Raw genomic sequence first — 24,897 nt, forward strand, 5'->3', positions numbered from 1 at the left:
CCCTTGGTCGGCGGCCCGCGTCAAGACCGCAGCCGCAGATCACGGCTTGGCGGGGGATCAGCCTTCGCTCTCGGCCGCAGCCTCGGCCGCAGCCTCGGCCTTGCGGCGGGGCGCGCGGCGGCGCGGGGCCGGCTCGCCCTCCTCGACCGTCGGAGCGGGGGCGGACGAGCGGGTCAGAAAGCCGGGCAGAGCCGTCGGAGTCTCATCATCGCCCGTTTCGGCTGCAACGGCGGGACGGCGCGACCGGCGCGCCGGCCGCTCGTCCGTCTGAGGGACGTCGCTCTGATCCGAGACCGGAGCCACCGACTCGGTCTGGGTCGCGGCGGCGGCGTCATCGGCGACCGCTTCGATCGGGCGGCCTTCGCCCGACTGGCCTTCGCCCTGGGTGTCGAATCGGCGCTGACGCTCCTCGCGACGCCGCTCCCAGCGCTCACGGCGGGTTTCGCGGCGACCGCCGCCTTCGCCCTCAGCGCGCATCTCGCCGTCGTCACGCGATGACTGGCCGTCGCGGTCGCGGTTCTGGTCGCGGTCGCGATTGTAATCACGGTCCCGATTTTGATCCCGGTTCTGGTCGCGGTTTTGGGACTGCTCCGCGCGCTCCGCCGCTTCCTGAGCCTGGCGATCCGCCGCCTGCTGCGCCGCCATGAAGGCCGCGGCCTGGGCGCCGGATTCGTCTTCGAAATCGATGTCGAAGCCCTGGTTCGACAGTTCGCGCGCGGCGATGTCGGAGAAGGAGCGTTGGGGCTGAAGCGCGCGCAGAACCCGGTAATAGTGTTCGGCGTGCTGTTGGTAGTTCTCGGCCAGCACCCGGTCGCCGCTGGACGCCGCGTCGCGGGCCAGCTGCTGATAGCGCTCATAGACGGTCTGGGCGTTGCCGCGGACCTTGATGTTTTCGGGGCCTTGCGAATCCCACGAACGATTCGGATTGGCGTTGTTGGCGTTATTGGCGCCCGCCTTGTTCCGATTGCGTCCGCGCTGACGCTTCATGCCCTTGAAATCTCTCATTCGCGCTACCGTGTGCAGGGATGGAGCCAAGCCGTCGGGCCGGGTCCGTCCGTTTCGTGGTTCCGTTTCGCTCGGGGCCGATCCCCGATTGTCGATCTGTCGGAATGCCTTGTCGCCCGCATGGTGCGCCGGCCCTGTGGGGACCGACCGTCATGGCCGGCTCAAGCCGCGAACAGCCGGGCGAAAACCCGTAAAGCTGCGTTTGAGTGGGAGACGAGAGAGACTTAGCGTGTGCGCCGTCCCTTTCCAAGGGGTTTTCGACAAAGCGTCGCACCTTGAACCACGGCTCCGCTTTGCCGACGAGCGTCGGGTGGGCTAGGCAGGTTCTTTAAGGCGACGATGAGGCATTCTTCCATGCGGGTTCTGGTTCTAGGCGGCGACGGCTTCTGCGGCTGGCCGACGGCCCTGCATCTCTCGGCCCAGGGCTGGGACGTGACCATCGTCGACAATCTCAGTCGGCGGAATATCGACAATGAGCTGGAGGTCCAGTCGCTGACGCCGATCCGCACCATGGGCGAGCGGATCAAGGCCTGGAAAGAGGTCTCAGGCCGCGACATCGGCTTCGTCAACATGACTGTGGGCAAGGAGTTCGACCGTCTGGTGGCCCTGATCCGCGACCTGACGCCCGACAGCGTGGTCCATTTCGCCGAACAGCGCGCCGCCCCCTATTCGATGAAGTCGGCGCGGCACAAGCTGTACACGGTCGACAACAACATCAACGCGACCAACCACCTGCTGGCCGCCATCGTCGAAAGCGGGCTTGACGTGCATCTGGCCCACCTGGGCACCATGGGGGTCTATGGCTACGGCACTGCGGGCCTGCGCATCCCCGAGGGCTATCTGAAGGTGACGGTCCAGACCGACAACGGCCCGGCCGAGCAGGAGATTCTGTTCCCGCCAAACCCCGGCAGCATCTATCACATGACCAAGACTCAGGACGCCCTGCTGTTCCAGTTCTACGCCCGCAACGACGGCCTGCGGATCACAGACCTGCATCAGGGCATCGTCTGGGGCGCCCAAACGGCCGAGACCAGGCTGGACGAACGTCTGATCAATCGCTTCGACTACGACGGCGACTACGGCACGGTGCTGAACCGGTTCCTGATGCAGGCGGCGGTCGGCTATCCGCTGACCGTGCACGGATCGGGCGGCCAGACCCGGGCCTTCATCCACATTCAGGACACGGTGCGCTGCGTCGAACTGGCGCTGAACAATCCGCCCAAGCGCGGCGATCGGGTCAAGATCCTGAACCAGATGACCGAGAGTCGGCGTGTGCGCGACCTGGCCCGGATGGTCGCCGACATGACCGGCGCCGAAGTCCACAATGTGCCCAACCCCCGCCAAGAGGCCGACGAAAACGATCTGGTCGTCGCCAACGACCAGTTCCGGGAACTGGGGCTGAAGCCGATCACCTTGGCTGAAGGTCTGATGCAGGACGTCACCGAGATCGCCCGGCGCTACGCCGAGCGGGCCGATCTGAGCCGCATTCCTTGCGTCTCGGCCTGGAACCAACGCCGCGCCAAGGCGCTGGAAAGCCAAGCGCGGCCGTGCGCGAGTTCGCCCGGTTCGCCCAACATCCTGACCGCCTGAGCCTGCCGATGAACCGCCCTGTCACCGCCCCCTCCCTACTGGTCTTCGGCGGCGGCTATCTGGGGCGGGCCGCAGCGCGCGAAGCCTTGAAGCGAGGGGGACAGGCGGCGGCGACCTCTCGCGATCCCGAACGCCGACGCTGCCTTGCGGCGGAAGGTGTTTCCGCGATCAATCCTGCAGACTCTGACGCCCTCAAGACTGCGCTGGAATCGGCCACGGCAGTGCTGATCACCGCGGCGCCGGACGCCCATGGCTGTCCGGGCCTGCGCGCCCTGGCGCCCGTCGCGTCCCAGGCTTGGCCGGATTGGATCGGCTATGTGTCATCAACCAGCGTCTATGGCGACCGAGCCGGCGGCTGGGTGGTCGAGGACGGGCCGCTGAACGCCGCCAGCCTGGAGGGCGCCCGTCGAGTGCGGGCCGAACGCGACTGGCTGGACGGGGCGCAGGGCATGGGGCTGACAGTCCAGATTTTCCGTCTGCCCGGTTTTTACGGCCCCGGTCGCAGCGTCATCGATCGGCTGAGAGACGGCACGGCGAGACTCGTTCGGAAGCCGGGCCAGGTGTTCAACCGCATCCATGTCGATGACGTGGTTTCGGCCTTGTTCGCCTCCATGGACCGGCCCAGGCCCGGCGCCGCCTATAATCTGACCGACGATGAGCCCTCGCCCGCCAACATGGTGGTGGAATGGGCGGCCGACCGGATGGGCCTGCCCCGTCCGCCGGAAGTCGATTGGACCGATGACAGCGTCAGCGAGGCGATGCGCCGCTTCTATCTCGATTCCAAGCGGGTCTCGAACGCCCTGGCCAAGGCCGAACTGGACTGGCGACCGGCCTATCCCAGTTGGCGGGAAGGCCTGGAGGCCTTGCTGGACGCGCCGCCGCCGCTTCGCCTGGTCAGCTGATCGCGCGTCTCAAGCGCCTCTGTTCTTCTTCAGGAGGCGGTCCCGCGCCGCATTGACTCGGATCGCCAACCCGGCCGTGCCGCCTTGGTCGGGATGGACGCGGCTCATGGCGTGTTTCCAAGCCGCGCGAATCTGCGCCTCGTCCGCGTCCGGAGGGACGCCGAGCACTGCGCGCGCCTCGGCCTCGGTGATCGGCTCGGAACGTACGGGCGTCCGCATCCGCGACGACCAGACCAGATAGAGGCCCGCCGCCGCGAGGCCTGCGCCCCACAGCCAAGCGCCCCTGAAGGCCGCCAAAGCCCCGCCGGCCAGAAGCGCAGACGCGAGCAGGGTCGCCGTCACCCGCCAATGGGCCCGACCACGTCTTTCCGTCTGTCGTCCCAGTCGCACCAGGGCCCAGACGGCGACGGCCGCCAGGGCCAGTCCAATCAGAGCCACGCGGTCATCCGGCCTTTCAGGCCGCCACGTCCAGCGGCGCCAGGGCCTGTTCCAGACCCATGGCCTTCATCAGATTGCGCAGCTCCTGGCGGGCCGCGACATGGGCCAGGGACACCGCCACCGGCCGCACCTCATTGGACAGGTCTGCAACCGTCAGGCCGAAGGGGAACAGCTCGCGATAGATGACCCGATCACGCAAGCCCGGCCCGACGCGGAAGCCGACCCGCTTGGCCAGCTTGTTCATCCGCTCTTCCAGTCGCTTGCGGTTGCGCGCCTCGGCGACGGCGAGACGGTTCGTCACGACCAGCCAGTCGATGGTCGCTTGCCGGCCCTGGGTGATCGCCCGGACCTTGCGGGCCTCCCAGACGCTTTCGGAATAGATGGAGGGCTTCAGCAGCTCCAGCGAGACTGGGTCCACCTCGCCCAGCAGGTCGAAGTCGACAAAACTGTCGTTCATGGGGGTCACGATCTGATCGGCGCGCGCATGGGCGGCGCTGGACACCGCCGTGTCGCCGCCGGGGGTGTCGATCAATATGGCGTCCACGCCTGCGGCCGCAGCCTCGGCGAAGGCCTTTTCGAAGGCCGCGATCTGCTCATCTGTCCCGCCCTTGGCCAAGGCCTTGCCGTCGCCCATGTCGGGCATGAACGGCTGGGGCAGCGTTTGGCCGTTCGCGGCCAGCCAAGCCTGACGGTTGGTGAAGAAGCGCTGCATGGAGCGCTGGCGCAGATCCAGATCGATGATCGCCACCGTCCGCCCCGCATGCAGCAGGCCGGTGACGATGTGGATCGCCAGGGTGGACTTGCCCGCCCCGCCCTTCTCATTGCCGAGGACGATCACGTGTGGCTGCGTCATGGAGGAAACCCTCTGTGGCGGCCGACGCGACTCAGTGCAGCGCGGCCTTCGGACGCCTTAGACTCGGCGCACAGAGGCCAAACGTCAACGCGGCGTTAACGGCCATCTGTGGACTTTGCTCTGGTGGAAGGGACGCCCGCCGGTCAGCCGGCGCGACGGCACCAGGGATCGGCCACCTGGGCGGCCGCGCACAGGGCGCTGGCGGTCTCGGTTGGAATAGGCCCAACCCGCAGCCGGGTCAGACGACGACCGGCGACCTCGACGTCCTCGAATCGCGGCGAAAAGTCGGACAGATCCGCCTGGGTTCTCAGCCGCGCCCAGGCGGCCCGCGCCGCAGCTTCGCTGGAAAAGGCGCCCAGCTGGATCAGTCGGCCTTCCGCCGACGACGTCGGCCGCGCCTCCGATCGGATGACGGCGGGGCGCAAGACCGGCCTGTCGGCCCGATCAACCGCCTCGACAAGCGCAGGAGCGGCGGCGCGCATGGCGGGCTGCACGGCCGGTTGGACCATCCGCGTCACCGCCCCCCTTAGACCGGGTTCCCGGTCAGGCTCGGGTTCCGTCCGCCCTTCGTCCGCGCCAAGCCGCCCCGCCATGGCGTCGCGGGCGTCCCACATCTCATAGGGCGTCATCAGGGCGATTTTCACGGGCGAGAATTTTGCGGACCGCAACCCCTGGGTTTCGGCGCGAGTTTCGTGCGCAGTTGCGGGCCTCGGGGCGTCCGGGTCCATCGGAATCTCGATCGCAGCGATCCGATCGGCGGCGGACTGGAAGGAATGACGGTCGCCTTCGACGGCCCCGCACCCCGCAAGCCCGAGGGTGAGGGCGATCAGAACTGGACGGGTCGCTGCTGCTGGCGTCATAAGCACCACCCTAGTCGCCAGGGCTTGAGGTCTGGTGCATCGACACGCTTAAGGCACAAGGTTAACCGGTTCACCATGACCCAGCCCGCTTCTCTCCTCGTCGTCCGCTCCGTCGCGGAACTGCGCGCCGCGGTAAGCGACTGGAAGAGACAAGGCCTGACGGTGGGCCTGGTTCCGACCATGGGCGCCCTGCATGACGGCCATCTCGCCCTGGTGCGCGAAGCCGTTCGGCGCGCCGATCGGGTGGTGGTCTCCAACTTCGTCAATCCGACCCAGTTCGCCCCGACCGAGGATCTGGCCCGCTATCCACGCCAGCAGGCGGAGGATGCGCGGCTGTTGTCCGGCGTCGGCTGCCCTCTGATGTTCGCGCCCGCGCCAGAGGACATGTACCCCGAAGGCTTCGCCACCAGCATCGCCGTGACGGGTCCGGCGATGGGCCTGGAAGGCGATTTCAGGCCTCAGATGTTCGGCGGGGTCGCCCTGGTGGTGACCAAGCTGTTCAACCAGGTTCAGCCGGACTTGGCCGTGTTCGGCGAGAAGGACTATCAGCAGCTGATGGTGATCCGGCGCTTCGTCCGCGACCTGGATCTGCCGATCGACATCGTCGCCGTTCCGACCCAGAGGGACGAGGCCGGCTTGGCCCTGTCGTCGCGAAACGCCTATTTGTCGCAAGACGAATTGGCCGTGGCCCGCCGGCTCAACCGCATCCTGGCGGCGGCGGCGGCCGATGCCGCGTCGGGGCGTCCCCTGCCCGGCGTCGAACGAGACGCCTATGCCGCCGTGCTGAAGGCCGGCTTTGAGCGCATCGACTATGTGGCGGTCCGGCGGGCCGAAGACCTGTCAGTCTTTCGCGACGGCGTGGTCGACGCCCCCGCGCGCATTCTCGCCGCCGCCTGGCTGGGCAAGACGCGGCTTATCGACAACCTGGCCGTCTGAAAAAAGAGCCCGACGCAGGCGCCGGGCTTTGAATGGAAGTTCGGTGATGGCGTGTCCCAGAACGGGACAGATTCATCTGTCCGCCGCTTCGGTTAACGAAGTCCTAACCGCCGCGATCCGGCAGCCATGTGGTCTGACGACCGCTCGGTCCGGTCGGCCAGGTCAGCCGCCATCCGTCGCCGGCCCGTTGCGACTGAAAGTCCGCCTGAGAACCGACGCCGGGATAGTCGAACCGTTCGCCGTCCACGACGATCGACGCTGCACCCCCGTCGGGGGCCGTCGCACGCCAACTGCCGCCGGTGCGGCTCAGGACCGGCGCCCGCCTTCCGTTGATCGTCACCTCCGGCGGCGGTCCGTTCGCGCGACCGGAGACGATCAGGACCGCGCCGTCGGAATCCACCGCATCCAACCGACCCCGGCCGTCCAGCCGGGTCGTGGGTTCTCCGGCCGCGATCAGGATGATCGGCCCCGCGCCGCCTTGCAGAAGCACCAAGGTCTCGGGCGAGGGCGCGGCGTCCTCTCCGATCTGCACCTCCGGCCTCAACCGCATGTCGCCTGAGGTCAAGGGCGCCCGCAGTTCGAACCGGCCGGCGGCGTCTGCGCTGACCGCCACGGCCGCTCCGTCCCCCGCGCGCAGCACGACCCGGGCGTTGGGCGCCGCCGCGCCCCGCACCACCACCTGCCCCCCCTCGCGCCGGGCGGCGTCAACCATCGGCGGCTGCGTCCAGGGCGATTCCACCGGAGCGCCCGGCTCGGACGCGACGGCGGCGTCCTTCTTTTCCGAACAGGCGCTCAAGGTCGGCGCCACAAGGACCAGAGCCGTCGATAGGGCCGCCTTGGCGACGATCCAGCGTTTCATCCTTGGTTCCGACACGATATGGCTGGCGCCCAGCGGCCGAGAGTCTGTTAGCTCGATCGCCGCCCGTTTGGCCATGGCCGACGGCGCATCCGTTCATTTCGAGGCCTCATGTCCCTGCCCCCTGTTTCGATCCAGCCTTTCGAAGGCCCCTCCGTCTGCCTGTTCTGCGGTTCGTCCGATCGGGCCGATCCCACCTACGTCCAAGCCGCGCGAGAGTTTGGCAGGGCGACGGCCGAGGCGGGATGGCGCCTGGTCTATGGCGGTGGCGGCGTGGGCCTGATGGGCGCCTCGGCGCGCGGAGCCCATGAGGCGGGCGGACGCGTGCTGGGGATCATGCCGGCCTTCCTGCGCAGCCGCGAGCGCCTGTTCGACGAGGTCGAGACGGTCGTCGTGACCTCCATGCATGAACGCAAACAACTGATGTACGACCAGTCCGACGCCTTCGTGGTCGCTCCGGGCGGCATCGGAACCCTGGAAGAGGTCGTCGAACTGCTGTCCTGGAAGCGGCTGGATCTCCATCAGAAGCCCGTGGTCTTCCTGAACCTAAACGGCTTCTGGAACGGCTTTTTCGATCTGATGCGTCACAGCGTCGACGAGGGAATGACGCCGGCCGATTTCCTGAACGCCTGGACGGTGGCGGACACGGTGGAGGCTGCGCTGGAGCAGATTCAGACGGATCCCATGGACGGGGCGCGTATCTATGATCGCCGATAGGTGATCGCCGGTCACAATCGACGCCGCGCATCTTGACAGTTTTTATCGAAAACTGACATTGACGCCCGACGGCACGACGCCGTTCTTCAATTTCGGAGAGTTTTCATGCGCGTCCTGCTGATCGCCGCCGCCGTTTTCGCCGCCGCCCCCGCCGTCGCCCAGACGCCCGCCCCCACCAGCCTGGTCCTGGCGGATGCGGCCAAGGCCCCCGCCCGCCCGACCATCATCGACGGCGCGCGCTGGTCCTGCGAGGGCTCGGCCTGCACCGCCTCGGGCGGCACGGAACAGCCGGCGACGCGCGCCTGCCGCCGCGTGGTGCAGAAGTTCGGCCCGGTGACGGCCTTCTCCTACAAGGGCAAGACGCTCAGCGCCGAAGAACTGGCCGCCTGCAACGCCTGATCCAGGCGTGAGGCGGCTTAGGCCGCCTCGCCTTTCAGGCGCCGCTGGATGGTCTCGCGACCGATCAGCGGCGCCAGGGCCGCCATGTCCGGCCCATGGGCCTGGCCCGTCAGCGCCAGCCGCAAGGGCATGAACAGGGCCTTGCCCTTGGCGCCCGTCTCGGCCTTGACGGCGTTCGTCCAAGCGGACCAGGCCGTCTCATCAATGACCTCGGGCAACAGGCCGGCGGCGGCCTCGATGAAGGCGGCGTCCTCGATGACGGGCTGGATCGGCCCCCGCACGACCTTCGCCATTTCAACCACATCGGCGAACTTGTTCAGATTGCCCCGCACCACGGACCAGAAGGTCTCGCCTAGATCCGCGTCCAGAGCCTGCAGCCGGGGTTGAGCCGAAGCATAATCCATGACGTGCAGCGCCTGGGCGTTCAGCCGGTCCAGATCGGCCGTGTCATACCGAGCCGGCGACCGGCCCATCTTGGTGAAGGCAAAGCTCTCGCCCAGGGCCTGAACCGATGCGGCGACCTCCAAGGGGTCGGAGGTGCCGATCCGGCCCAGATGGCTGGTGATGGCGATCGGCTCGTAACCCTGGTCGCGCATGTCGCTGATCGACAGGGAGCCCAACCGTTTCGACAGGGCCGCGCCGTCGGCGCCGACCAGCAGGGGCATGTGGGCGAAGCCGGGAACCGTCGCCCCCAGGGCTTCGAAGATCTCGATCTGTGCGCCGGTGTTGGTGACGTGGTCTTCGCCGCGAATGACGTGGGTGATCGCCATGTCGATGTCGTCCACCACAGACGGCAGGGTGTAGAGGAACAGGCCGTCCTCGCGGATCAGAACCGGGTCGGACATGGAGGAGGTATCGACCTCGGCGTGGCCGCGCGCCAGGTCTTCCCAGGCGACCCGCTTGCCCTCCAGCTTGAACCGCCAGTGAGGACGACGCCCCTCGGCCTCATAGGCCGCCTTCTGTGCGTCCGTAAGGTCCAGCGCGGCGCGGTCGTAGATGGGCGGCAGGCCGCGCGACAGCTGCACCTTGCGGCGACGATCCAATTCGTCGGCCGTCTCATAGGCGGGATAGAGCCGGCCCGACGCCTTGAGCTTGGCGGCGGCCTCCTCATAGCGGTCGAAGCGCTTGGATTGATTATAGCGCTCGTCCCAGGTCAGCCCCAGCCAGGTCAGATCGTCCTCGATCCCCTGCTCGAACTCCGGCGTGGAGCGCGCCAGGTCGGTGTCGTCGATCCGCAGCACGAAGGATCCGCCCTGCCCTTTTGCGAACAGCCAGTTCACCAGGGCGGTGCGGACATTGCCGACGTGCAGCTTACCCGTCGGCGACGGGGCGAAACGAACCTTGACGGACATGAAGACCTAGACCTCAAAAGCGAGGCGGCTAGGTCGCGCCGCAACCCCGCGAAGTCAAGGCTTGGGTCCCTCGAACTTCAGTCGTCCCGGTGAACCCGCTCGCGGCGTTCGTGGCGCTCCTGCGCCTCGACCGACAGGGTCGCGGTGGGGCGAGCCTCCAGACGACCCAAGCCAATGGGTTCGCCGGTGTCCTCGCAATAGCCGTAGGAGCCGTCCTCGATCCGCCGCAGGGCGTCGTCGATCTTGGAGATCAGCTTGCGCTGCCGATCGCGGGTCCGCAATTCCAGGGCGCGATCCGACTCCGAAGAGGCGCGATCGACCAGATCGGGATGGTTTTCCGTCTCCGCCTTCAGGTTGACGACCGTCCCCTTGGACTCGCGAAGGATTTCATCCTTCCAGTCCAGCAGCTTCTTTTTGAAGTAAGCCAGTTGCCGCTCATTCATGAACGGCTCGTCGTCCGACGGGCGGTAAGGACCGGTTTCGTCGGACACAACGGACGCCAAGGCGCTCATCCCACTCACGCTCTCTAATCACGCCCCCCTGTGGCGTAGGGGCCGTATAGTCAGCCCGACGAGTCGCGGCAACGGCGTTCGCGATTCCGTGATCATGATTCCGTGAGCGCCTTGATGAAATAGGAACCCAGCTAAGGCCCCGTCCTCGATCTTGAAAAGCCGAAGCTTTTACGATCAAGCCTCGCCGCGACGCAGTTCGGCCTTGGCCAGTTCCACAGCGGCGCGCAGGTCGATCTGATCCAGCACGGCGTTCAACCCCGCATCCCCGCCATCGGGGCGCTCTTCGCGCAGATTGCGGGCCAGCCGTTCCAACAAGGCGGGATCGCCCTCGCCGGACAACAGAGCCAGTTTCATCTCGTCGAGCCGGTCCAAAAGCCCTGCGCCCCGCTTGATGGCGCGCCGACGTTTTTCCAGCGGCCCCTCCACGCCTTGGAGAGCCATCAGGGCCGAGACGTCGGCGACGCTCGTCGGTGCGGCGGCGGCTGAAGCGGCGGTGGGCGCCGACGCCCCGCCGGCTTGACCGAGCGAAAAGCCGCTGGCCGAGCGAGCGGACTTGCCGCTGGTCGGGGCTTGGGGGCCCGTGGTCCCTGTGACCTTCATCCGCGCATGCTCCGGCTCATGATCATATCCTTGAGGAACGGAGTGACCGTTTGGTTAACAGCTGGGCAGAATTTGCCCTCACCATCCACCCACAAGCCGCCACACCACCATATTTTCAACAGCTTAGATCACGGCACGATCCTGGCATAAGGCATCAGAAGAAGCCTCAGAGACGTCCGACCCATGCAGAATCTGCTCGCCCGCCTCGTCACGCCCTTGGCCGTCCTGGCCCTGGGCGTCAGCGCGTCCGCGGCCGCAGCCCAGTCGCGGATCAAGGACATCGCCGCCGTTGAAGGCGTTCGCGGCAACCAACTGGTCGGCTACGGCATGGTCATGGGTTTGAACGGCACCGGCGATTCGCTGCGCAACTGTCCCTTCACCCGGCAGTCGCTGGAAGGCATGACCGAGCGGCTCGGGGTCAATATCCGCGGCGCAAACGCCAACACCAAGAATATGGCCGCAGTCATGGTCACGGCCGAACTGCCGGCCTTCGCCACGCCGGGTTCGCGCATTGACGTCAACGTCTCCTCCATGTGCGACGCCAAGAGCCTGCTGGGCGGATCTCTGGTCGTGACCAGCCTTCAGGGCGCGGACGGTCAGGTCTATGCGGTGGCCCAGGGCTCGGTCCAGACCGGCGCCGTCTCGGCCTCCGGAGGATCAGGTTCTTCGGTGACGCGGGGGGTGCCGACGGCCGGCCGGATCGCCTCGGGCGCCTCTGTCGAGCGCGAGACAGGCTTCGAAATGGCCAATATGAACGAGGTCCGGCTGAATCTGCGCAATCCGGATTTCACCACCGCCCAGCGCGTCGCCGCCGCCGTCAACGCCGCCTTCCCCGGAACCGCCCTGGCTGAGAACGGAACGGTCGTGGCCCTGCGGGCGCCCGGACAAATGGGTATGGCCGGCTTCATCAGCCGTGTGGAAAACCTGCCCGTCACCGTCGATTCACCCGCCAAGGTCATCATCGACGAGGTGAACGGCGTCATCGTCATGGGCGATGCGGTGCGGATCTCGCGGGTGGCCATCGCCCAGGGCAATCTGACCATCTCGGTCGATGAACAGCCCTTTGTCAGCCAGCCCGCCCCCTTCAGCCAGGGACAGACGGCGGTCGTGCCCAGCACCCAGGTCAATGTCGAAGAAGATCTGGGCACCCAGATGCGGCTCGTTGGCGGCGGAACCAGCCTGTCCACCCTGGTGAACGGCCTGAACGCCCTGGGGGTCAGCCCCAGGGACATGATCAGCATCCTGCAGGCGATCAAGGCGTCCGGCGCCTTGCAGGCCGAGATCGAGGTGATGTGAGCATGACGGACCTGTCCGCCCCCGCCGAACTGATCCGGCCCCTGCCCGCCGCTGCGACGGCCGCAGCCGGCGCGAGCCGTGAGAAGATCAAGGCCACGGCGGAAGCCTTCGAGGCCAGCTTCCTGTCTCAGATGCTGAAACCGATGTTCGAAGGCCTGTCGACCGACGGCCTGTTCGGCGGCGGTCAGGGCGAGGCGACCTGGCGCAGTTTTCTGCTGGACGAAATGGCCAAGAAGACCGTGGCCGCCGGCGGGATCGGCCTAGCCGGGCCGGTGATGAACGAAATGCTGAAGATGCAGGAGGCGCGGCCATGAGCGACGCTGAACTGGCCGGGGCGCGCGTGCGCCAACTGCTGGATCTGACGCGGCGCCTGACCGAGCGTTTGGCGGCCGAGACGCGCGCCTTCCAAGAGGGGCGCCCCCAGGAGGTCGCCAAGGGATTGGCCGAAACCCAGGAGATGGCCAACCTCTATCGCCGCGACTCCGCCCATGTGAAGGCCAACCCCGCCCTTCTGGCCGACGCGCCTTCGGCTGATCGGTCCGCTCTGATCGAGGCCACCCGCGCCTTCGACGCCGTCCTGGCCCGTCACGCCGGCGCTGTTGAGGCCGCCCGCCGTATTTCCGAGGGCCTGGTGCGGGCCATCGCCCATGAGGTCGCAGCCGCCCGAACGCCGGCCGCCGCCTATGCCGCCGATGGACGGGCGGCCATGGGCGACGGACGCGCGGTGGCGTTCAACCGCAAGGCTTAAGCGACATTTTTTGATTTCTGCGGGCCTCGTTCCCGCCGTGTTGCGGGTTTTTTAAGCGACGGGGATCATAGTCGCCCCATGCCGATCACCACGCGCCTTTTGGGACTTGCCTTTGCGTCCGCCGACGCCCTGGTGGAAATCGACGCCCAAGGGCGCGTCGGCTTCGCCCTGGGCGCGGGCCCCGCTGCGGGACAGGACGTCGGCGCCCTGTGGACCGGCAAACCCCTGACCGAACTGCTTCATCAGGGCGATCATGTCCTCCAGACGCTGATGAACAGCAAAGCGGGCGCCCGCAGCGCGCCCCTGCAGATTCTTCTGACCGCCGGCGCCGACCGAGTGCGACGCGCTTCGATCCGCGCCTTCGTCCTGCCCCAGCTGGCGCCCGCGATATCCTGCGCCATCGCCTATGAGGGTCCGGCCATCCCGCTGGGCGAACTGGACGTTCCGCCGCTGATCGACGCCGAACGCTTCCTGATCGACGCGCCCCGCATCATCGACAATTCGCGCGATCTGGCGTTCGGCTTCCTGGACGTTCACGGCCTGGAGCAGCTGCCGGAGGCGCTGGCGGACCGGGTTCAACGCCGGATCGAGGCCACGCTTCAGTCGGCCGCCGTTCACGGATCCTCCGCCGCCCAGATCACCCAGGAGCGTTTCGCCCTCTTGCGGCCGGAAACCGACAAACGCGACCTGGCGGCGGAAGTGGTCGAGGCCGGACGAGCGGAGGGCGCCGAACTGGCCGCCGAGAGTTTCACCGCCCCCGTTCCCCAGGGCGCGGACAGCCTGTGCGTGCTGCGCGCCATGCGTTTCGCCATTGAGGGATGTCTGAAGGACGGCGGCCTGGCCAATCCTCAGATCGCCTTCACCGAGTCCCTGAAGCGGACCTTCCGCGACGCCGAGGCGTTCCGCGGCGTGGTCAAGGCTCGCGACTTCCAGGTCCACTACCAACCGATCGTCCGACTGGACTCGCGGGCGGTCCACCATTTCGAGGCCCTGGCGCGGTTCAATACCCCCAACGGCCCGGCCGAAGCCATCCGCATGGCTGAAGAGCTGAAAATGATCGAGGCCTTCGACCTGGCCGTGGCTGAAAAGGTCCTGAAGCGGATGCGGGCGCCCGGCGCCGGCCTGCTGAAGATGGCGATCAATGTGTCGGGGGCGTCGCTGGGTGATGACACCTATGTCGAGAACCTGCTGAAGATGACCTCCGGCTCCCCCGAGGAGCGCAAGCGGCTGATCGTGGAGGTGACCGAAACCTCAGCCCTGGCGGATCTGGAGGCGGCGAACAGACGCCTGGCCGCCCTGCGCGAGACGGGCATCAAGGTCTGCATCGACGACTTCGGCGCCGGCGCGACCTCCTATGACTATGTCCGCAAACTGCCGGTGGACGCGGTCAAGATCGACGGCGATCTGGTCGGGGGGCTGGGCGATCCCATGACGCAGGGCCTGATCCGCGGGTTCGTCGATCTGTGCCGGTCGATGAAGCTGGAGACCATCGCCGAAATGATCGAGACCGACCAGGTCGCCGATCAGTTGAAGGCCCTGGGAGTCGAATACGGCCAAGGCTGGCTGTTCGGCCGGGCCGAGGCCGAGCCGCGGACCCAGCTGGCCAGCGCGGCGCCGATCCGACGTCGCGGCGCGGTCGAAGCCTGGGGCTGACGACCTAGCCGGCGCTCGGCTTGGCCAGGGACGGTCGTTCATTCGCCTTGGCGGCGGCGGTCGCCTCGACGGCGCGCATGACGCGCAGCAGGTTCTCGCCGGCGATCTTGCGGATGTCGGCCTCGGTCCAGCCGGCGTCCATCAGGGCGGCGAGGATGCGCGGATAGGCGTCCACCCCGGTCATGCCCTCGGGCAGGCTGCCGATGCCGTCGAAGTCGGCGCCCAGGCCGACGTGATCGATCCCGGCGACCTGACGCACATGCTGGATATGGGCGACGACGTCGGCCAGGGTCGCCTCCGGCGTCGGATGGGCGGCGGACCAGGCGGTCAGGCCGGCCTCGACGGCGGTCGGATCGCCGGGGTTCAAGGTCTTCAGCCGCGCCTCCTCGCCCGCGCGGTCGGCGTTCCAGGCGCGGACCCGTTCGGAGACGAAGCCGGGGGCCAGGTTGATCATCACGATCCCGCCGTCCTCGGGCATCATCCGCAGCACCCGGTCGGGCACGTTGCGCGGGTGGGCCGTGATCGCCCGCGCCGAGGAGTGGGAGAAGATGACCGGGGCGTCGGACACCCGCATAGAGTCCAGCATGGTGTCCTCGGACACGTGGCTGAGGTCCACCATCATGCCCAGGCGGTTCATCTCGCGCACCACATCCTCGCCGAAGGGGCTGAGCCCGCCCCATTTGGGGGCGTCGGTCGCGCTATCGGCCCAGGTGGTGGTCTTGGAGTGGGTCAGGGTCATGTATCGGGCGCCGGCGCGATAGAATTCGCGCAGCAGGGCCAGGGAGTCGTCGATAGAATAGCCGCCCTCCATGCCGATCAGGCTGGCGATCCGACCCGAGGCGAAGACGGCGTCCACCTGGTCCGCCGTGGTCGCCAGACCGAAGACGTCGGGGTGGGCGGCGATGATCCGCTTGGCCGTGTCGATCTGCTCGAAGGTCTCCTCGACCGCCTCCAGCGGGGTCAGGCTGGCGGGGACGTAGACGGACCAGAACTGGCCGCCGACGCCGCCGGCGCGCAGGCGGGCGATGTCGGTGTGGAGCCGTGTCGTCGCTTCGAGATTGGTCGTCAGATCAACGGCATAGACGTCATTGCCGTACTGCTGGCGCAGGGCCCAGGGCAGGTCGTTGTGGCCGTCGATCAGGGGGGTGGTCTTCAGGATCTCCATCACCCTGGCCTCATTGGCCGAATGAGCGTGGGCGACGGTGGCGATGGCGGCGACGGCGACGCCGGCCAGAAGACGACGGATCATGATGCGACTCCCTTGTTGCGACGCACACTGACAGACCGACCTCGAGAAAAGAACCCTCTCCCGCTTGCGGGAGAGGTGTCGCGTCGATCGGCAAAGCCGATCCAGCGACGGAGAGGGAAGTCTCGCCCATAAGAAGACCTCCCCCATCGTCAGGCGTGTCGCTGCGCGCCACGACCTGACACTTCCCCCCCAAGCGGGGGAAGGTCTAAGAGACGGCATGAGCGACGCCGCCTTCTCCGATCCGCTCGACCTGAAGAAGGTCGAGACCCGCGCCTGGTTCGAGCATCTGCGCGACCGCATCCATTCTGCCTTCGAGGCGCTGGAGGATGCGGCGCCCGACGATCTGTTTCCGGGGGAGCCGGGACGGTTCGTGCGGACCCCCTGGGCGCGCGAGGCAGGCGGCGGGGGCGTGATGGGGATGATGCACGGCCGGCTGTTCGAGAAGGTCGGGGTCCATGTTTCGACCGTGCACGGAACATTCCCTGCAGACTACGCCAAGACGGTTCCGGGGGCGGCGGAAGACCCCCGGTTCTTCGCCACCGGGATCAGCCTGATCTGCCATCCGGTCAGCCCCAGGGTTCCGGCGGTGCATATGAACACCCGCTTCATCGCCACGACCCAGAGCTGGTTCGGCGGCGGGGGCGATCTGACGCCGGTGCTGGAGGCGGACCGGCGCCAGGACCACCCCGACACCCTGGCCTTCCACGCCGCGATGAAGGCGGCCTGCGACGCCCATGACCCCGACTGGCACGCCAAGTACAAGGCCTGGTGCGACGAGTATTTCTTCCTGCCGCACCGGCAGGAGCCGCGCGGCACGGGCGGCATCTTCTATGACCACCACGACAGCGGCGATCACGACCGGGACTTCGCCTTCACCCGCGACGTGGGCCTGGCCTTCCTGGACGTCTATCCGAAGATCGTCGCCGGGCGGATGGGCGAGGCCTGGACGCCGGAGGAGCGCGAGGAGCAGCTGGTGCGGCGCGGGCGCTATGTGGAGTTCAACCTGCTGTATGACCGTGGCACCATGTTCGGCCTCAAGACCGGCGGCAACGTCGATTCGATCCTCAGCTCCATGCCCCCGGTGGTGAAATGGCCGTGAAATCCCCCCTCGCGAAGATCCTGCTGCGGCCCCTGGCCACCTCGGTGCTGTTCGCCGTGCTGTACGGGATCTATCTGGTCCTGGCGAAGCAGCCGGATATTCCGCTGACCCTGTTTGTGGTGATCGGCTTCTACTTCGCGGCCTCGCTGCTGCTGGAGCGGTTCGTGTTTCCCCGGTTCGGGCTGTAAGCCGCCGCACCCCACACTCCCGTCATCCTCGGGCTTGACCCGAGGACCGGATGCGGATCGGGCTGTGCGCCCGCCGCTGACGCAATGCGGCGGACAGCCCGGTCCTCGGGTCAAGCCCGAGGATGACGGGAGTGTGTGGCCCAGAGCGGAATGAGGAGCCCAGGGCCCGTCCGCTCACCCCATCGCCGCCGTGAAGGCGTCGCCCGCGCGGCTGCGGTAGCGTTCGGCGTGGCGCAGCAGGCGGAAGGGGCGTTCCGGCAGGGAAAAGGCGGCGGTGACCAGGCGGCCGGCGGCGACGGAGGCGTAGGCGACGCTTTCGGACAGGGCGGTGGCGCCGGCCCCGGCCTCGGCGGCGGCCAGGACGGCCTCGTTCGACGGCAGGGTCATGGCGACGGGCAGATCGGCGGGATCGATCCCGACCTGGCGCACCGCCTCCTCCAGGGTCGAACGGGTGCCCGAGCCGGCTTCGCGCAGCACCCAGGGGGATGTGGTCAGATCCTGAGCCGACAGACGGCGCAGGCCCGCCCAGGGGTGGTCCGGCGCCACCACGACGGCCAGCCGGTCCGAGCCGATCCGGGTCTGTTCCAGCGCGGATTCGTCGACCGCGCCCTCGACCAGGCCGATCTCGGCCTCGCCTCCCAGAACGGCGGCGGCGGCCTGGCGCGTATTGCCGATCTGGACGTCCAGTTCGATGCCCGGATGGGCGGCGTGGAAGGCGACCAGGCGACGGGGCAGCCAGTAGGAGGCGATGGTCTGGCTGGCGAAGACGGTCAGGCGGCCGCGCCGCAGGGCGCTGAGATCCGCCAGCGCCGCTTCGGCCGCCGCCGCCCGGGCCAGAACGGCCTTGGCCTCGGGCAGGAAGGCCTGGCCGGTCTGGTTCAGCACCACGCCCCGCCCCACCCTGTCGAACAGGTGGACGTCGTGCTCGGCCTCGAGCGCCGCGATGGCGTTGGAGACGGCCGACTGGGTCAGGTTCAACGCCCGCGCCGCCGCCGTCACATGCTGACGCTCGGCCACGGCGACGAAGATGCGCAGGCGCTCCAAAGTCACAATCAATCTCCAAATCGGATTGAAACGACCATAACAATCCGTTGGACCGAGGTCGAGCGGGCGCGCATCAAGCGGAACCATGAAGTCCGCCGCCTCTGCCGCCGTCGCGACCCCGTCCCTGCCCCGCCCCGTCGGCCTGGCGGCGCGGCTCGGCGCGTTTGCCCGTTCGGTCTGGCCCGGCCTGATGATGAGCCTGGTGGTCGCCCTGGCGGCGGTGGGCCTGGGCGGCCTGGAACGCGAGGCGGTCGGCAAGGTCTGGCTGGAGCCGCTGGTCCTGGCCATTCTGCTGGGAGCCGGGGTGCGGGCGGCCTGGACGCCGGATGAGCGGTTCAGGGTCGGGATCGATTTCAGCGCCAAAATTCTGCTGGAGGTCGCCGTGGTCCTGCTGGGTGCCTCGGTCAGCGCGGCGACCCTGTCCTCGCTGGGCCTGGGGTTTGTGGCGGGGGTCTTCGCCCTGGTGGCCGCCGCCATCCTGGTCGGGTTCGGGATCGGCCGTCTGCTGGGACTGACGCCGCGCATGGCCCTGCTGGTGGCGTGCGGCAACGCCATCTGCGGCAACTCGGCCATCGCCGCCGTGGCCCCGGTGATCGACGCCGACGGCGAAGAGGTGGCCGCCTCCATCGCCTTTACCGCCGTGCTGGGGGTGGTTGTGGTTCTGACCCTGCCGCTGCTGGGCGGGCTGATGTCCATGAGCGGCCTGCAGTACGGCGCCCTGGCCGGGCTGACCGTCTACGCCGTGCCCCAGGTGCTGGCGGCGGCCGCCCCGTTCGGCGCGGTCGCGACCCAGACGGGGACGGTGGTCAAGCTGGCGCGGGTGCTGATGCTGGGGCCGGTGATCCTGGTGCTGTCGCTGATCTTCCGGGACCGGGCGGCGGGCAAGACGGGGCCGGGTCTGCACCGGCTGCTGCCGTGGTTCATCGTCGGTTTCCTGGGGATGATCGCCCTGCGGAACCTGGACCTGATTCCGCAGGCGGCGCTGGAGCCGATGGCGGCGGCGTCGGGCCTGCTGACCGTGGCGGCCATGGCGGCCCTGGGGCTGCAGACCGACATCCGGGCCGTGGCGCGCGCCGGCGGGCGAGTGGCGGCGGCCGTGGTGCTGTCGCTGGCGGCCCTGGTGGGGCTGAGCTTGGGGCTGATCGCGGTGCTGGGGGTTTAGCCCTTCCACTTTCGTCATTCTCCGGCAAGCCGCGCCTTCGCGGCGCAGACCGGGGGACCCAGCGGCGCCGGCAGGCGAAATCCATCCGCCGCTCCTTGTTTGAAGCCAGTGTCCGCGACAGGTTCGCGCTCACGCGCGCCGCTGGGTCCCCCGGTCTCGCTGCGCTCGCCGGAGGATGACGAAGGAATGATCAGATCCCGCTGCCCTGGTCCTCCACCGGCGGCGGGGTCAGCAGCAGGAAGGCGCGGATCCAGGCGGTGAGAACGGCGCGGTCGTTGGGGCGTTTCAGGCTTTCGAGGGCGGCGTCGGCCAGGGGTTCGGGGATGCGCGAACCGCGTCGGGTCTCGACCAGGGCGGCGGCGTAGTCGGGCTGGAACTCCGGATGGCACTGGAAGGAGATGGCGTCTTCGCCCCAGGCCAGGCCGGCGTAGGGGGTGAAGCCGCTGGAGGCGAGGACGCGGGCGTCGGGCGAAATGGCCACGACCTGATCCTGGTGCGAGACCGGAATGGCGATGGTGCGGGCGCGGGGGTGCATCCAGGGCTCGTCGCTGAGGACGTCGTAACGGTGCAGGCCGACGCCCCAGCCCTTGTCCGATTTCACGACCTCGCCGCCGAAGGCGTGGGCCAGGACCTGGTGGCCGAAGCAGATGCCGACGATCCGGGTCCGCCCCCGCGCCGCGCGCAGCCAGTCGACCAGCTGGGGAATCCACGGCAGGTCGTCATAGACGCCGGCGGCCGAGCCGGTGACGATCACCCCCTGAAAGGCGGACGGGTCGGAGGGCAGATGCCCGGACTGGACGTCGAACCGGGTGGTCGGGACGTTTTCGCCCAGGAGGGCGCGGAACCGGGCCGGATAGTCGTCGAAACTGTCCTTCAGGGCCGCGGGCGGATGGCCGGTTTCCAGAATGGCGATACGGGTCATGACCCGACCATAGACGGGCCGCGCGCCGATCAGAAGGACCAGATTTCAGCCCGGCCGCCCGGATCGCCCAGACAATCGGCCACCCAGCCGCACACCTGGCGGGCCGCGTCCTCGGCGCCCGGCGGCGGATTGACGATCACGAGGGCGCAGCCGTTCATCTTCATCGGATTGGTCAGGGGCCGCAGGCGGGCCTCGGCGACCAGGGTCGGGCCGGCCCGGCCTTCCAGCCGCCGGGTGAAGGCGTCGAAGGTCTCCAGATCCTTCAGCGGGGTCCAGACGGCGATGGTCGCTGCGGGATCGCGGCGAATCACCGCCAGGGCGGTTTCGGCCGAGCGGATATAGTCGTCGGGCTTCTCGAACGGCGGGTCGATCAGGATCAGGGGCGCCTTGGCCCGCGCCGCCTCGGCCGTGGCCAGGGCGTAGCCGTCGCCCTCGCGCGCCTCGGCGTTGGGGCGCTCCGCCAGGGCTTGATCCAGCAGGGCGCGGACGGGCGGGTTCAGCTCATAGCCGACATAGGTTCCGCCCGCCCCGAGGGCGTCGGCGATCAGCACCGGCGAGCCAGGATAGAAGCGGGCGCCGCCGTCGGGATTCAGCGCCGCCACCCGATCCGCCAGGGCCTGCATCAGCGGCGGACGATCCGGGCCGGTCATCAGGCGCGCGACCCCGGCCTCGGCCTCCTTCGACCGGGCGGCGTCTCCGGACAGGTCATAGAGGCCGGCGCCGGCGTGGGTGTCGAGCACCGTCAGCGGGCCCGCCGCCGCGCGGGCCTTCACCAGCCACAGCACCAGGGCGTGTTTGACCAGGTCGGCGAAGTTTCCAGCGTGGAAGCTGTGGCGATAGTTCATGCCGCCTCGTGTCGCGCCGGGCGCGCAGGGTCAAGGGGAACTCGCCAAGGCGGCGCCGCGTTCGTCGCAGGTCTGAGGCAAGCCGCTGAAAGACCGCTGAAAAGGAAACGCCGGGATGGCGGACGGATCGCATGGCTTCGACCCCGTGGTCGAGGTTCCGCAGGGGCTGAGCTGGTGCAGCGACGACAACCCCGGCCTGACCCGCCGCCGCGCCGGCAAGGGCTGGTCCTATCGCGACGCCGAGGGGCGGCCGGTGAAGGACCCCAAGGTTCTGGACCGGATCCGCGCCCTGGCCATTCCGCCCGCCTGGACCGACGTCTGGATTTGCCCCAAGGCCAACGGCCATATCCAGGCCACGGGCCGAGACCTGAAGGGCCGCAAACAGTACCGTTATCACAACGATTGGAGCACGGCCCGGTCGGAGAACAAGTTCGACAAGCTGCCGGCCTTTTCGCGCGCCCTGCCGAAACTACGGGCGCAGGTGGAACATGATCTGGGCCTGCGCGGGCCGGTGAAGGCCAAGGTTCTGGCCACCGCCGTGCGCCTGCTGGAGATCACCCTGATCCGGGTCGGGAATGCGACCTACGCCCGGCAGAACCGCAGCTATGGGCTGACCACACTGAACAAGCGGCATCTGGAGGTGGACGGCGCCGCCCTGACGTTCGAGTTCCGCGGCAAGAGCGGCAAGGACCACCGGGTCAGCGTCCGCGACCGGCGGCTGGCGCGGGTGGTTCGGACCCTGGAGGAGCTGCCGGGGCGCCAGTTGTTCAAATACCGCGACGCCGAGGGCCATCTGTGCCCGGTCACCTCGGACGATGTGAACGCCTATATCCGCGCGGCCATGGGCGACCAGTTCTCGGCCAAGGATTTCCGCACCTGGGCGGGCACGGTCTCGGCGGCGCGGGCCCTGCGCGAGATGGAGCCCCCTACCTCGCCCACCGACGCGAAACGCAAGATCACCGTCTGCGTCAAGGCGGTGGCGGGCTTCTTGGGCAATACGCCGACGGTGTGCCGGGCCTCCTATGTCCATCCGAAGGTGATGGCCCTGTTCGAGAGCGGCGCGTTGAAGACCGCCCTGCCGGGACCGGACGCCAAGGGGTTCGAGACCGCGCTGATCCGGCTGCTGAAGGCGAGTTGAGGAGCGCCCCCCAGCGGCGCTATACACCGGTGTTAGAAATTCCTAGTTGATTGGTAGATTTAATTAGGGCGCATTTCCCTTCGGATCACAGGAGGGGAACATGTCTGTCGTCACCAGGGCGTCCGCCCGCACTCTGGCTTCGGTTGCGGCCTTGACGGCTTGCCTCAGCGTACCCGCCGTCGCCCTGGCGGAGGCGGAGGGCGCCGCTGCGGATTCGACGCAGGCGCGACAGTCCGCCACCCCGCCGACCGCCAGCCTGGGCGACATCGTCGTCACCGCACGTCGGCGGGACGAACGGGCGCAGGACGTGCCCATCGCCCTGACGGTGGTGAACGAGGAATTGCTGGACAGGACCGGCGCCTACAACGTCGGCCAGGTCACCCAGCTGGCCCCTAGCGTGCAGTTGCTGACCTCGAACCCGCGCAACACCGCCATCACCATCCGGGGCCTGGGGGCCAGCTACGGCCTGGCGAACGACGGGCTGGAACAGGGCGTCGGGATCTATGTGGACCAGGTCTATTACGGCCGCCCCGCCACGGCGACGCTGGACTTCGTCGATCTGGACCGGATCGAGATCCTGCGCGGGCCGCAGGGGACGCTGTTCGGCAAGAACACCACCGCCGGCGCCCTGAACATCACCACCCGCGACCCGTCCTTCACGCCCGAGGGCCAGGCCGAGCTGAGCTTCGGCGACTATGGCTTCCTGCAGGCCAAGGCCAGCGTCTCAGGCCCCATTGTGGACGACAAGGTCGCCGGGCGGTTCTCGGTGGTCTCGACCCGGCGCGACGGGGTGCTGGACAATGTCACGACCGGAACCAAGCAGAATTCCCAGGACTCGATCAGCCTGCGCGGCCAGTTGCTGTTCCAGCCGACCGACCAACTGAGGGTGCGGCTGTTCGCCGACTACGCCGACCTGACGCCGGAATGCTGCACCCAGGTCTATGTGACGGCAGGCCAGACGCTGAAACCCGCCGCCCAGCAGTTCGCCGCCCTGGCGACCGGGCGCGGCTACGCCCCCGCGAGCACCAATCCCTATGACCGGTTGGCGGACGTCGACAGCGACATTCAGGCCGATCAGATCCATCGCGGCGTCTCGGCCATCGTCGATTACGACTTCGGCTGGGCCACCCTGACCTCGGTCTCGGCCTGGCGCGCCTGGGACTGGGGACCGAAGAACGACCGCGACTATACGGCGCTGGACATCGTTCGGCAGTCGGCCAACCCCTCCTGGCAGGATCAGTGGAGCCAGGAGCTGCGGCTGTCCTCGAACGGAAACAACCGCATCGACTGGACCGCCGGCCTGTACGCCTTCCACCAGGCTGTCGAGACCCACGGGGTCACCGAATACGGGGCTGACGCCACCCACTGGCTGCTGAGCCCCAGCCTGCCGAACGCCCTGCTGGACGGTTACACGGTCTATAATGACAGCCGGATCGAGACGGACTCCTACGCCGTCTTCGGCCAGCTGACCTGGGACATCACCGACCGGCTGCACCTGACCCCGGGCTTGCGCTACACCTACGAGGACAAGGCCGGCGCCTATACGGCCACCACGACCGGGGGGCTGGCGACGGCGGACGCCACGCTGATTTCACGCCGCCTGGGCGTGGCTCGGCCACAGGCCTATGCCGCCAACCTGTCGGACGACGACCTGTCCGGTCAGCTGTCGCTGTCCTATGACGTCCGCACCGACGTTTTGGCCTACGGCAGCGTGGCGCGAGGCTACAAGTCGGCGGGCATCAACATGGCCGGCATTCCCAATCTGCCGAACGGCCAGCCCTCGCTGGCCAATGCGGTGGTCAAGCCCGAGGTGGTGACCACCTATGAGCTGGGGCTGAAGACGCAAGGCTTCGATCGCCGGGCGACGGCCAATCTGGCCGCCTATCGCACCGACGTGGACGACTATCAGGCCAATGTGGTCGACAGCGGTCCCGGCGCCCTGCGCGGCTATCTGGCCAATGCGGAGAAGGTGGTGATCCAGGGGATCGAACTGGACGCCGTGGCGCGGCCGAACCAGAACCTGGACCTGTACGCAAACGTCGCCTGGACCGATGCGAAGTACGATTCCTTCGCCAACGGCCCCTGCCCGCTGGAGCGGATCGGAACCTCGACCGTGGCCTGCGATCTGTCAGGCAAGGACCTGCCGGGTGTGTCGCCCTGGGCGGCGTCGGCGGGCGGCGAAGTGCACGGGAACGGGGGCTTCCTGGGTCTGCCGGGTCAGTTCTACGGCGGGGCGGACGCCAGCTTCCGCTCGACCTACAACTCCGACGCCTCGGTCTCTCGCTATACCGAGATCGAGGGCTATACGATCCTGAACCTGCGGGCGGGCTTCCGCGCCGATAACGGCTGGGAGGCGTCGCTTTGGGTCAAGAATGCGCTGGATCAGGACTATCTGCAGTTCGTCAGCATCCAGTCGGGCAACTCGGGCCTGGTGATCGGCAACCCCGGCGATCCGCGCACGGTGGGGATCACGCTGCGGGCGCGGTATTGATCCAGCACTCCGCCGCCCTCGGGCTTGTCCTGAGGGGCTACG

At 68.2% G+C, this 24,897-nt stretch carries 26 protein-coding genes; 14 read left to right on the top strand and 12 right to left on the bottom strand.

Features of this window, described 5'->3' with window-relative positions; all coding sequences use genetic code 11:
* Positions 1-57: 57 nt before the first annotated feature.
* The gene (locus tag BSP_RS13600) at positions 58-1,005 is read right to left on the bottom strand and encodes a DUF4167 domain-containing protein (protein ID WP_152950676.1); all 948 of its coding nucleotides are present in this window, start codon (positions 1,003-1,005) and stop codon (positions 58-60) included.
* Positions 1,006-1,359: 354 nt separating this feature from the next.
* On the opposite strand from BSP_RS13600, the gene BSP_RS13605 reads away from it, so the two are divergent.
* Together BSP_RS13605 and BSP_RS13610 are read left to right on the top strand one after the other, a co-directional pair.
* Positions 1,360-2,595 (top strand): NAD-dependent epimerase/dehydratase family protein, encoded by a 1,236-nt coding sequence (locus BSP_RS13605; protein ID WP_152950677.1) that lies wholly within the window; start codon positions 1,360-1,362, stop codon positions 2,593-2,595.
* 8 nt (positions 2,596-2,603) lie between these two features.
* Positions 2,604-3,497, top strand: a complete 894-nt coding sequence (locus BSP_RS13610) for an SDR family oxidoreductase (protein WP_152950678.1) — start codon at positions 2,604-2,606, stop codon at positions 3,495-3,497.
* A gap of 9 nt (positions 3,498-3,506) precedes the next feature.
* Here the strand turns inward: BSP_RS13610 and BSP_RS13615 are convergent, their stop codons facing one another.
* The 3 genes from BSP_RS13615 to BSP_RS13625 form a co-directional block, all read right to left on the bottom strand.
* Entirely contained in the window at positions 3,507-3,935 is a 429-nt protein-coding gene (locus BSP_RS13615; RefSeq protein WP_082382722.1) for a molecular chaperone DnaJ, read from the bottom strand.
* Between the two features lie 16 nt (positions 3,936-3,951).
* Entirely contained in the window at positions 3,952-4,788 is an 837-nt protein-coding gene (locus BSP_RS13620) for a division plane positioning ATPase MipZ (protein ID WP_054766206.1), read from the bottom strand.
* Positions 4,789-4,931: 143 nt separating this feature from the next.
* Entirely contained in the window at positions 4,932-5,432 is a 501-nt protein-coding gene (locus BSP_RS13625) for an SPOR domain-containing protein (RefSeq protein ID WP_054766207.1), read from the bottom strand.
* Between the two features lie 291 nt (positions 5,433-5,723).
* On the opposite strand from BSP_RS13625, the gene panC reads away from it, so the two are divergent.
* Positions 5,724-6,584: a pantoate--beta-alanine ligase gene (panC, locus tag BSP_RS13630; RefSeq protein ID WP_054766208.1), complete on the top strand. Its 861-nt coding sequence runs from the start codon at positions 5,724-5,726 to the stop codon at positions 6,582-6,584.
* A 103-nt stretch (positions 6,585-6,687) separates the two neighbouring features.
* Here the strand turns inward: panC and BSP_RS13635 are convergent, their stop codons facing one another.
* Complete coding sequence (locus BSP_RS13635) at positions 6,688-7,443, bottom strand: hypothetical protein (RefSeq protein ID WP_152950679.1); 756 nt, start codon at positions 7,441-7,443, stop codon at positions 6,688-6,690.
* A 108-nt stretch (positions 7,444-7,551) separates the two neighbouring features.
* On the opposite strand from BSP_RS13635, the gene BSP_RS13640 reads away from it, so the two are divergent.
* On the top strand, positions 7,552-8,157 hold the full coding sequence (locus tag BSP_RS13640; RefSeq protein ID WP_152950680.1) for a TIGR00730 family Rossman fold protein: 606 nt from the start codon (positions 7,552-7,554) through the stop codon (positions 8,155-8,157).
* 105 nt (positions 8,158-8,262) lie between these two features.
* Positions 8,263-8,556, top strand: coding sequence for a hypothetical protein (locus tag BSP_RS13645; RefSeq protein WP_054766211.1), 294 nt, complete (start codon positions 8,263-8,265; stop codon positions 8,554-8,556).
* Between the two features lie 17 nt (positions 8,557-8,573).
* Here the strand turns inward: BSP_RS13645 and gltX are convergent, their stop codons facing one another.
* The 3 genes from gltX to BSP_RS13660 all read right to left on the bottom strand — a co-directional run bounded on the left by gltX (position 8,574) and on the right by BSP_RS13660 (position 11,020).
* The gene (gltX, locus tag BSP_RS13650) at positions 8,574-9,908 is read right to left on the bottom strand and encodes a glutamate--tRNA ligase (RefSeq protein WP_152950681.1); all 1,335 of its coding nucleotides are present in this window, start codon (positions 9,906-9,908) and stop codon (positions 8,574-8,576) included.
* Between the two features lie 77 nt (positions 9,909-9,985).
* Positions 9,986-10,420 carry an RNA polymerase-binding protein DksA gene (dksA, locus tag BSP_RS13655; protein ID WP_054766213.1) on the bottom strand — a complete coding sequence of 145 codons (435 nt, stop codon included), beginning with the start codon at positions 10,418-10,420 and terminating at the stop codon, positions 9,986-9,988.
* Positions 10,421-10,594: 174 nt separating this feature from the next.
* Positions 10,595-11,020, bottom strand: coding sequence for a flagellar assembly protein FliX (locus tag BSP_RS13660; protein ID WP_054766214.1), 426 nt, complete (start codon positions 11,018-11,020; stop codon positions 10,595-10,597).
* Between the two features lie 183 nt (positions 11,021-11,203).
* Here BSP_RS13660 and BSP_RS13665 point away from each other — a divergent pair, with 183 nt between their 5' ends.
* The 4 genes from BSP_RS13665 (at position 11,204) to BSP_RS13680 (ending at position 14,717) form a co-directional block, all read left to right on the top strand.
* Entirely contained in the window at positions 11,204-12,316 is a 1,113-nt protein-coding gene (locus BSP_RS13665) for a flagellar basal body P-ring protein FlgI (RefSeq protein WP_054766215.1), read from the top strand.
* Between the two features lie 2 nt (positions 12,317-12,318).
* Positions 12,319-12,630 (top strand): rod-binding protein, encoded by a 312-nt coding sequence (locus BSP_RS13670; RefSeq protein ID WP_054766216.1) that lies wholly within the window; start codon positions 12,319-12,321, stop codon positions 12,628-12,630.
* Complete coding sequence (locus tag BSP_RS13675; RefSeq protein ID WP_152950682.1) at positions 12,627-13,064, top strand: flagellar basal-body protein FlbY; 438 nt, start codon at positions 12,627-12,629, stop codon at positions 13,062-13,064. The genes BSP_RS13670 and BSP_RS13675 overlap by 4 nt, the downstream gene beginning before the upstream one ends.
* 78 nt (positions 13,065-13,142) lie before the next feature.
* On the top strand, positions 13,143-14,717 hold the full coding sequence (locus BSP_RS13680; protein WP_152950683.1) for an EAL domain-containing protein: 1,575 nt from the start codon (positions 13,143-13,145) through the stop codon (positions 14,715-14,717).
* A gap of 4 nt (positions 14,718-14,721) precedes the next feature.
* Here the strand turns inward: BSP_RS13680 and BSP_RS13685 are convergent, their stop codons facing one another.
* A complete protein-coding gene (locus BSP_RS13685; protein WP_152950684.1) occupies positions 14,722-15,966 on the bottom strand; it encodes a dipeptidase in 1,245 nt (414 codons plus the stop codon).
* A 217-nt stretch (positions 15,967-16,183) separates the two neighbouring features.
* On the opposite strand from BSP_RS13685, the gene hemF reads away from it, so the two are divergent.
* Positions 16,184-17,065, top strand: a complete 882-nt coding sequence (gene hemF / locus BSP_RS13690; protein ID WP_152950685.1) for an oxygen-dependent coproporphyrinogen oxidase — start codon at positions 16,184-16,186, stop codon at positions 17,063-17,065.
* Positions 17,062-17,253, top strand: coding sequence for a hypothetical protein (locus tag BSP_RS13695; protein ID WP_152950686.1), 192 nt, complete (start codon positions 17,062-17,064; stop codon positions 17,251-17,253). Before hemF ends, BSP_RS13695 begins: the two co-directional genes overlap by 4 nt.
* A 174-nt stretch (positions 17,254-17,427) precedes the next feature.
* On the opposite strand, the gene BSP_RS13700 is transcribed toward BSP_RS13695, so the two are convergent.
* Entirely contained in the window at positions 17,428-18,303 is an 876-nt protein-coding gene (locus BSP_RS13700) for a LysR family transcriptional regulator (RefSeq protein WP_152950687.1), read from the bottom strand.
* 79 nt (positions 18,304-18,382) lie between these two features.
* Here BSP_RS13700 and BSP_RS13705 point away from each other — a divergent pair, with 79 nt between their 5' ends.
* A complete protein-coding gene (locus BSP_RS13705) occupies positions 18,383-19,459 on the top strand; it encodes a YeiH family protein (RefSeq protein ID WP_152950688.1) in 1,077 nt (358 codons plus the stop codon).
* Positions 19,460-19,649: 190 nt separating this feature from the next.
* On the opposite strand, the gene BSP_RS13710 is transcribed toward BSP_RS13705, so the two are convergent.
* Both BSP_RS13710 and rlmJ read right to left on the bottom strand, forming a co-directional pair.
* Complete coding sequence (locus tag BSP_RS13710) at positions 19,650-20,381, bottom strand: type 1 glutamine amidotransferase (RefSeq protein WP_152950689.1); 732 nt, start codon at positions 20,379-20,381, stop codon at positions 19,650-19,652.
* Positions 20,382-20,410: 29 nt separating this feature from the next.
* Positions 20,411-21,226, bottom strand: coding sequence for a 23S rRNA (adenine(2030)-N(6))-methyltransferase RlmJ (gene rlmJ / locus BSP_RS13715; RefSeq protein ID WP_152950690.1), 816 nt, complete (start codon positions 21,224-21,226; stop codon positions 20,411-20,413).
* A gap of 115 nt (positions 21,227-21,341) precedes the next feature.
* Here rlmJ and BSP_RS13720 point away from each other — a divergent pair, with 115 nt between their 5' ends.
* Positions 21,342-22,364, top strand: coding sequence for a DNA topoisomerase IB (locus BSP_RS13720; RefSeq protein WP_152950691.1), 1,023 nt, complete (start codon positions 21,342-21,344; stop codon positions 22,362-22,364).
* 100 nt (positions 22,365-22,464) lie between these two features.
* Positions 22,465-24,855, top strand: a complete 2,391-nt coding sequence (locus BSP_RS13725) for a TonB-dependent receptor (protein ID WP_152950692.1) — start codon at positions 22,465-22,467, stop codon at positions 24,853-24,855.
* The last annotated feature ends 42 nt before the right edge of the window (positions 24,856-24,897 follow it).

The sequence above is a fragment of the Brevundimonas sp. Bb-A genome (genome assembly GCF_009394735.1).
Lineage (GTDB): Bacteria > Pseudomonadota > Alphaproteobacteria > Caulobacterales > Caulobacteraceae > Brevundimonas > Brevundimonas aurantiaca.

Bases quoted from the DNA above. Each gene is read 5' to 3' on its own strand.
- BSP_RS13670 (WP_054766216.1), top strand. From the start codon at position 12,319: ATGACGGACCTGTCCGCCCCCGCCGAACTGATCCGGCCCCTGCCCGCC.
- BSP_RS13600 (WP_152950676.1), bottom strand. From the start codon at position 1,005: ATGAGAGATTTCAAGGGCATGAAGCGTCAGCGCGGACGCAATCGGAAC.
- BSP_RS13610 (WP_152950678.1), top strand. From the start codon at position 2,604: ATGAACCGCCCTGTCACCGCCCCCTCCCTACTGGTCTTCGGCGGCGGC.
- BSP_RS13635 (WP_152950679.1), bottom strand. From the start codon at position 7,443: ATGAAACGCTGGATCGTCGCCAAGGCGGCCCTATCGACGGCTCTGGTC.
- BSP_RS13640 (WP_152950680.1), top strand. From the start codon at position 7,552: ATGTCCCTGCCCCCTGTTTCGATCCAGCCTTTCGAAGGCCCCTCCGTC.
- panC (WP_054766208.1), top strand. From the start codon at position 5,724: ATGACCCAGCCCGCTTCTCTCCTCGTCGTCCGCTCCGTCGCGGAACTG.
- hemF (WP_152950685.1), top strand. From the start codon at position 16,184: ATGAGCGACGCCGCCTTCTCCGATCCGCTCGACCTGAAGAAGGTCGAG.
- BSP_RS13645 (WP_054766211.1), top strand. From the start codon at position 8,263: ATGCGCGTCCTGCTGATCGCCGCCGCCGTTTTCGCCGCCGCCCCCGCC.
- BSP_RS13680 (WP_152950683.1), top strand. From the start codon at position 13,143: ATGCCGATCACCACGCGCCTTTTGGGACTTGCCTTTGCGTCCGCCGAC.
- rlmJ (WP_152950690.1), bottom strand. From the start codon at position 21,226: ATGAACTATCGCCACAGCTTCCACGCTGGAAACTTCGCCGACCTGGTC.
- dksA (WP_054766213.1), bottom strand. From the start codon at position 10,420: ATGAGCGCCTTGGCGTCCGTTGTGTCCGACGAAACCGGTCCTTACCGC.
- BSP_RS13685 (WP_152950684.1), bottom strand. From the start codon at position 15,966: ATGATCCGTCGTCTTCTGGCCGGCGTCGCCGTCGCCGCCATCGCCACC.
- BSP_RS13705 (WP_152950688.1), top strand. From the start codon at position 18,383: ATGAAGTCCGCCGCCTCTGCCGCCGTCGCGACCCCGTCCCTGCCCCGC.
- BSP_RS13605 (WP_152950677.1), top strand. From the start codon at position 1,360: ATGCGGGTTCTGGTTCTAGGCGGCGACGGCTTCTGCGGCTGGCCGACG.
- BSP_RS13620 (WP_054766206.1), bottom strand. From the start codon at position 4,788: ATGACGCAGCCACACGTGATCGTCCTCGGCAATGAGAAGGGCGGGGCG.
- gltX (WP_152950681.1), bottom strand. From the start codon at position 9,908: ATGTCCGTCAAGGTTCGTTTCGCCCCGTCGCCGACGGGTAAGCTGCAC.
- BSP_RS13660 (WP_054766214.1), bottom strand. From the start codon at position 11,020: ATGAAGGTCACAGGGACCACGGGCCCCCAAGCCCCGACCAGCGGCAAG.
- BSP_RS13710 (WP_152950689.1), bottom strand. From the start codon at position 20,381: ATGACCCGTATCGCCATTCTGGAAACCGGCCATCCGCCCGCGGCCCTG.
- BSP_RS13720 (WP_152950691.1), top strand. From the start codon at position 21,342: ATGGCGGACGGATCGCATGGCTTCGACCCCGTGGTCGAGGTTCCGCAG.
- BSP_RS13665 (WP_054766215.1), top strand. From the start codon at position 11,204: ATGCAGAATCTGCTCGCCCGCCTCGTCACGCCCTTGGCCGTCCTGGCC.
- BSP_RS13675 (WP_152950682.1), top strand. From the start codon at position 12,627: ATGAGCGACGCTGAACTGGCCGGGGCGCGCGTGCGCCAACTGCTGGAT.
- BSP_RS13725 (WP_152950692.1), top strand. From the start codon at position 22,465: ATGTCTGTCGTCACCAGGGCGTCCGCCCGCACTCTGGCTTCGGTTGCG.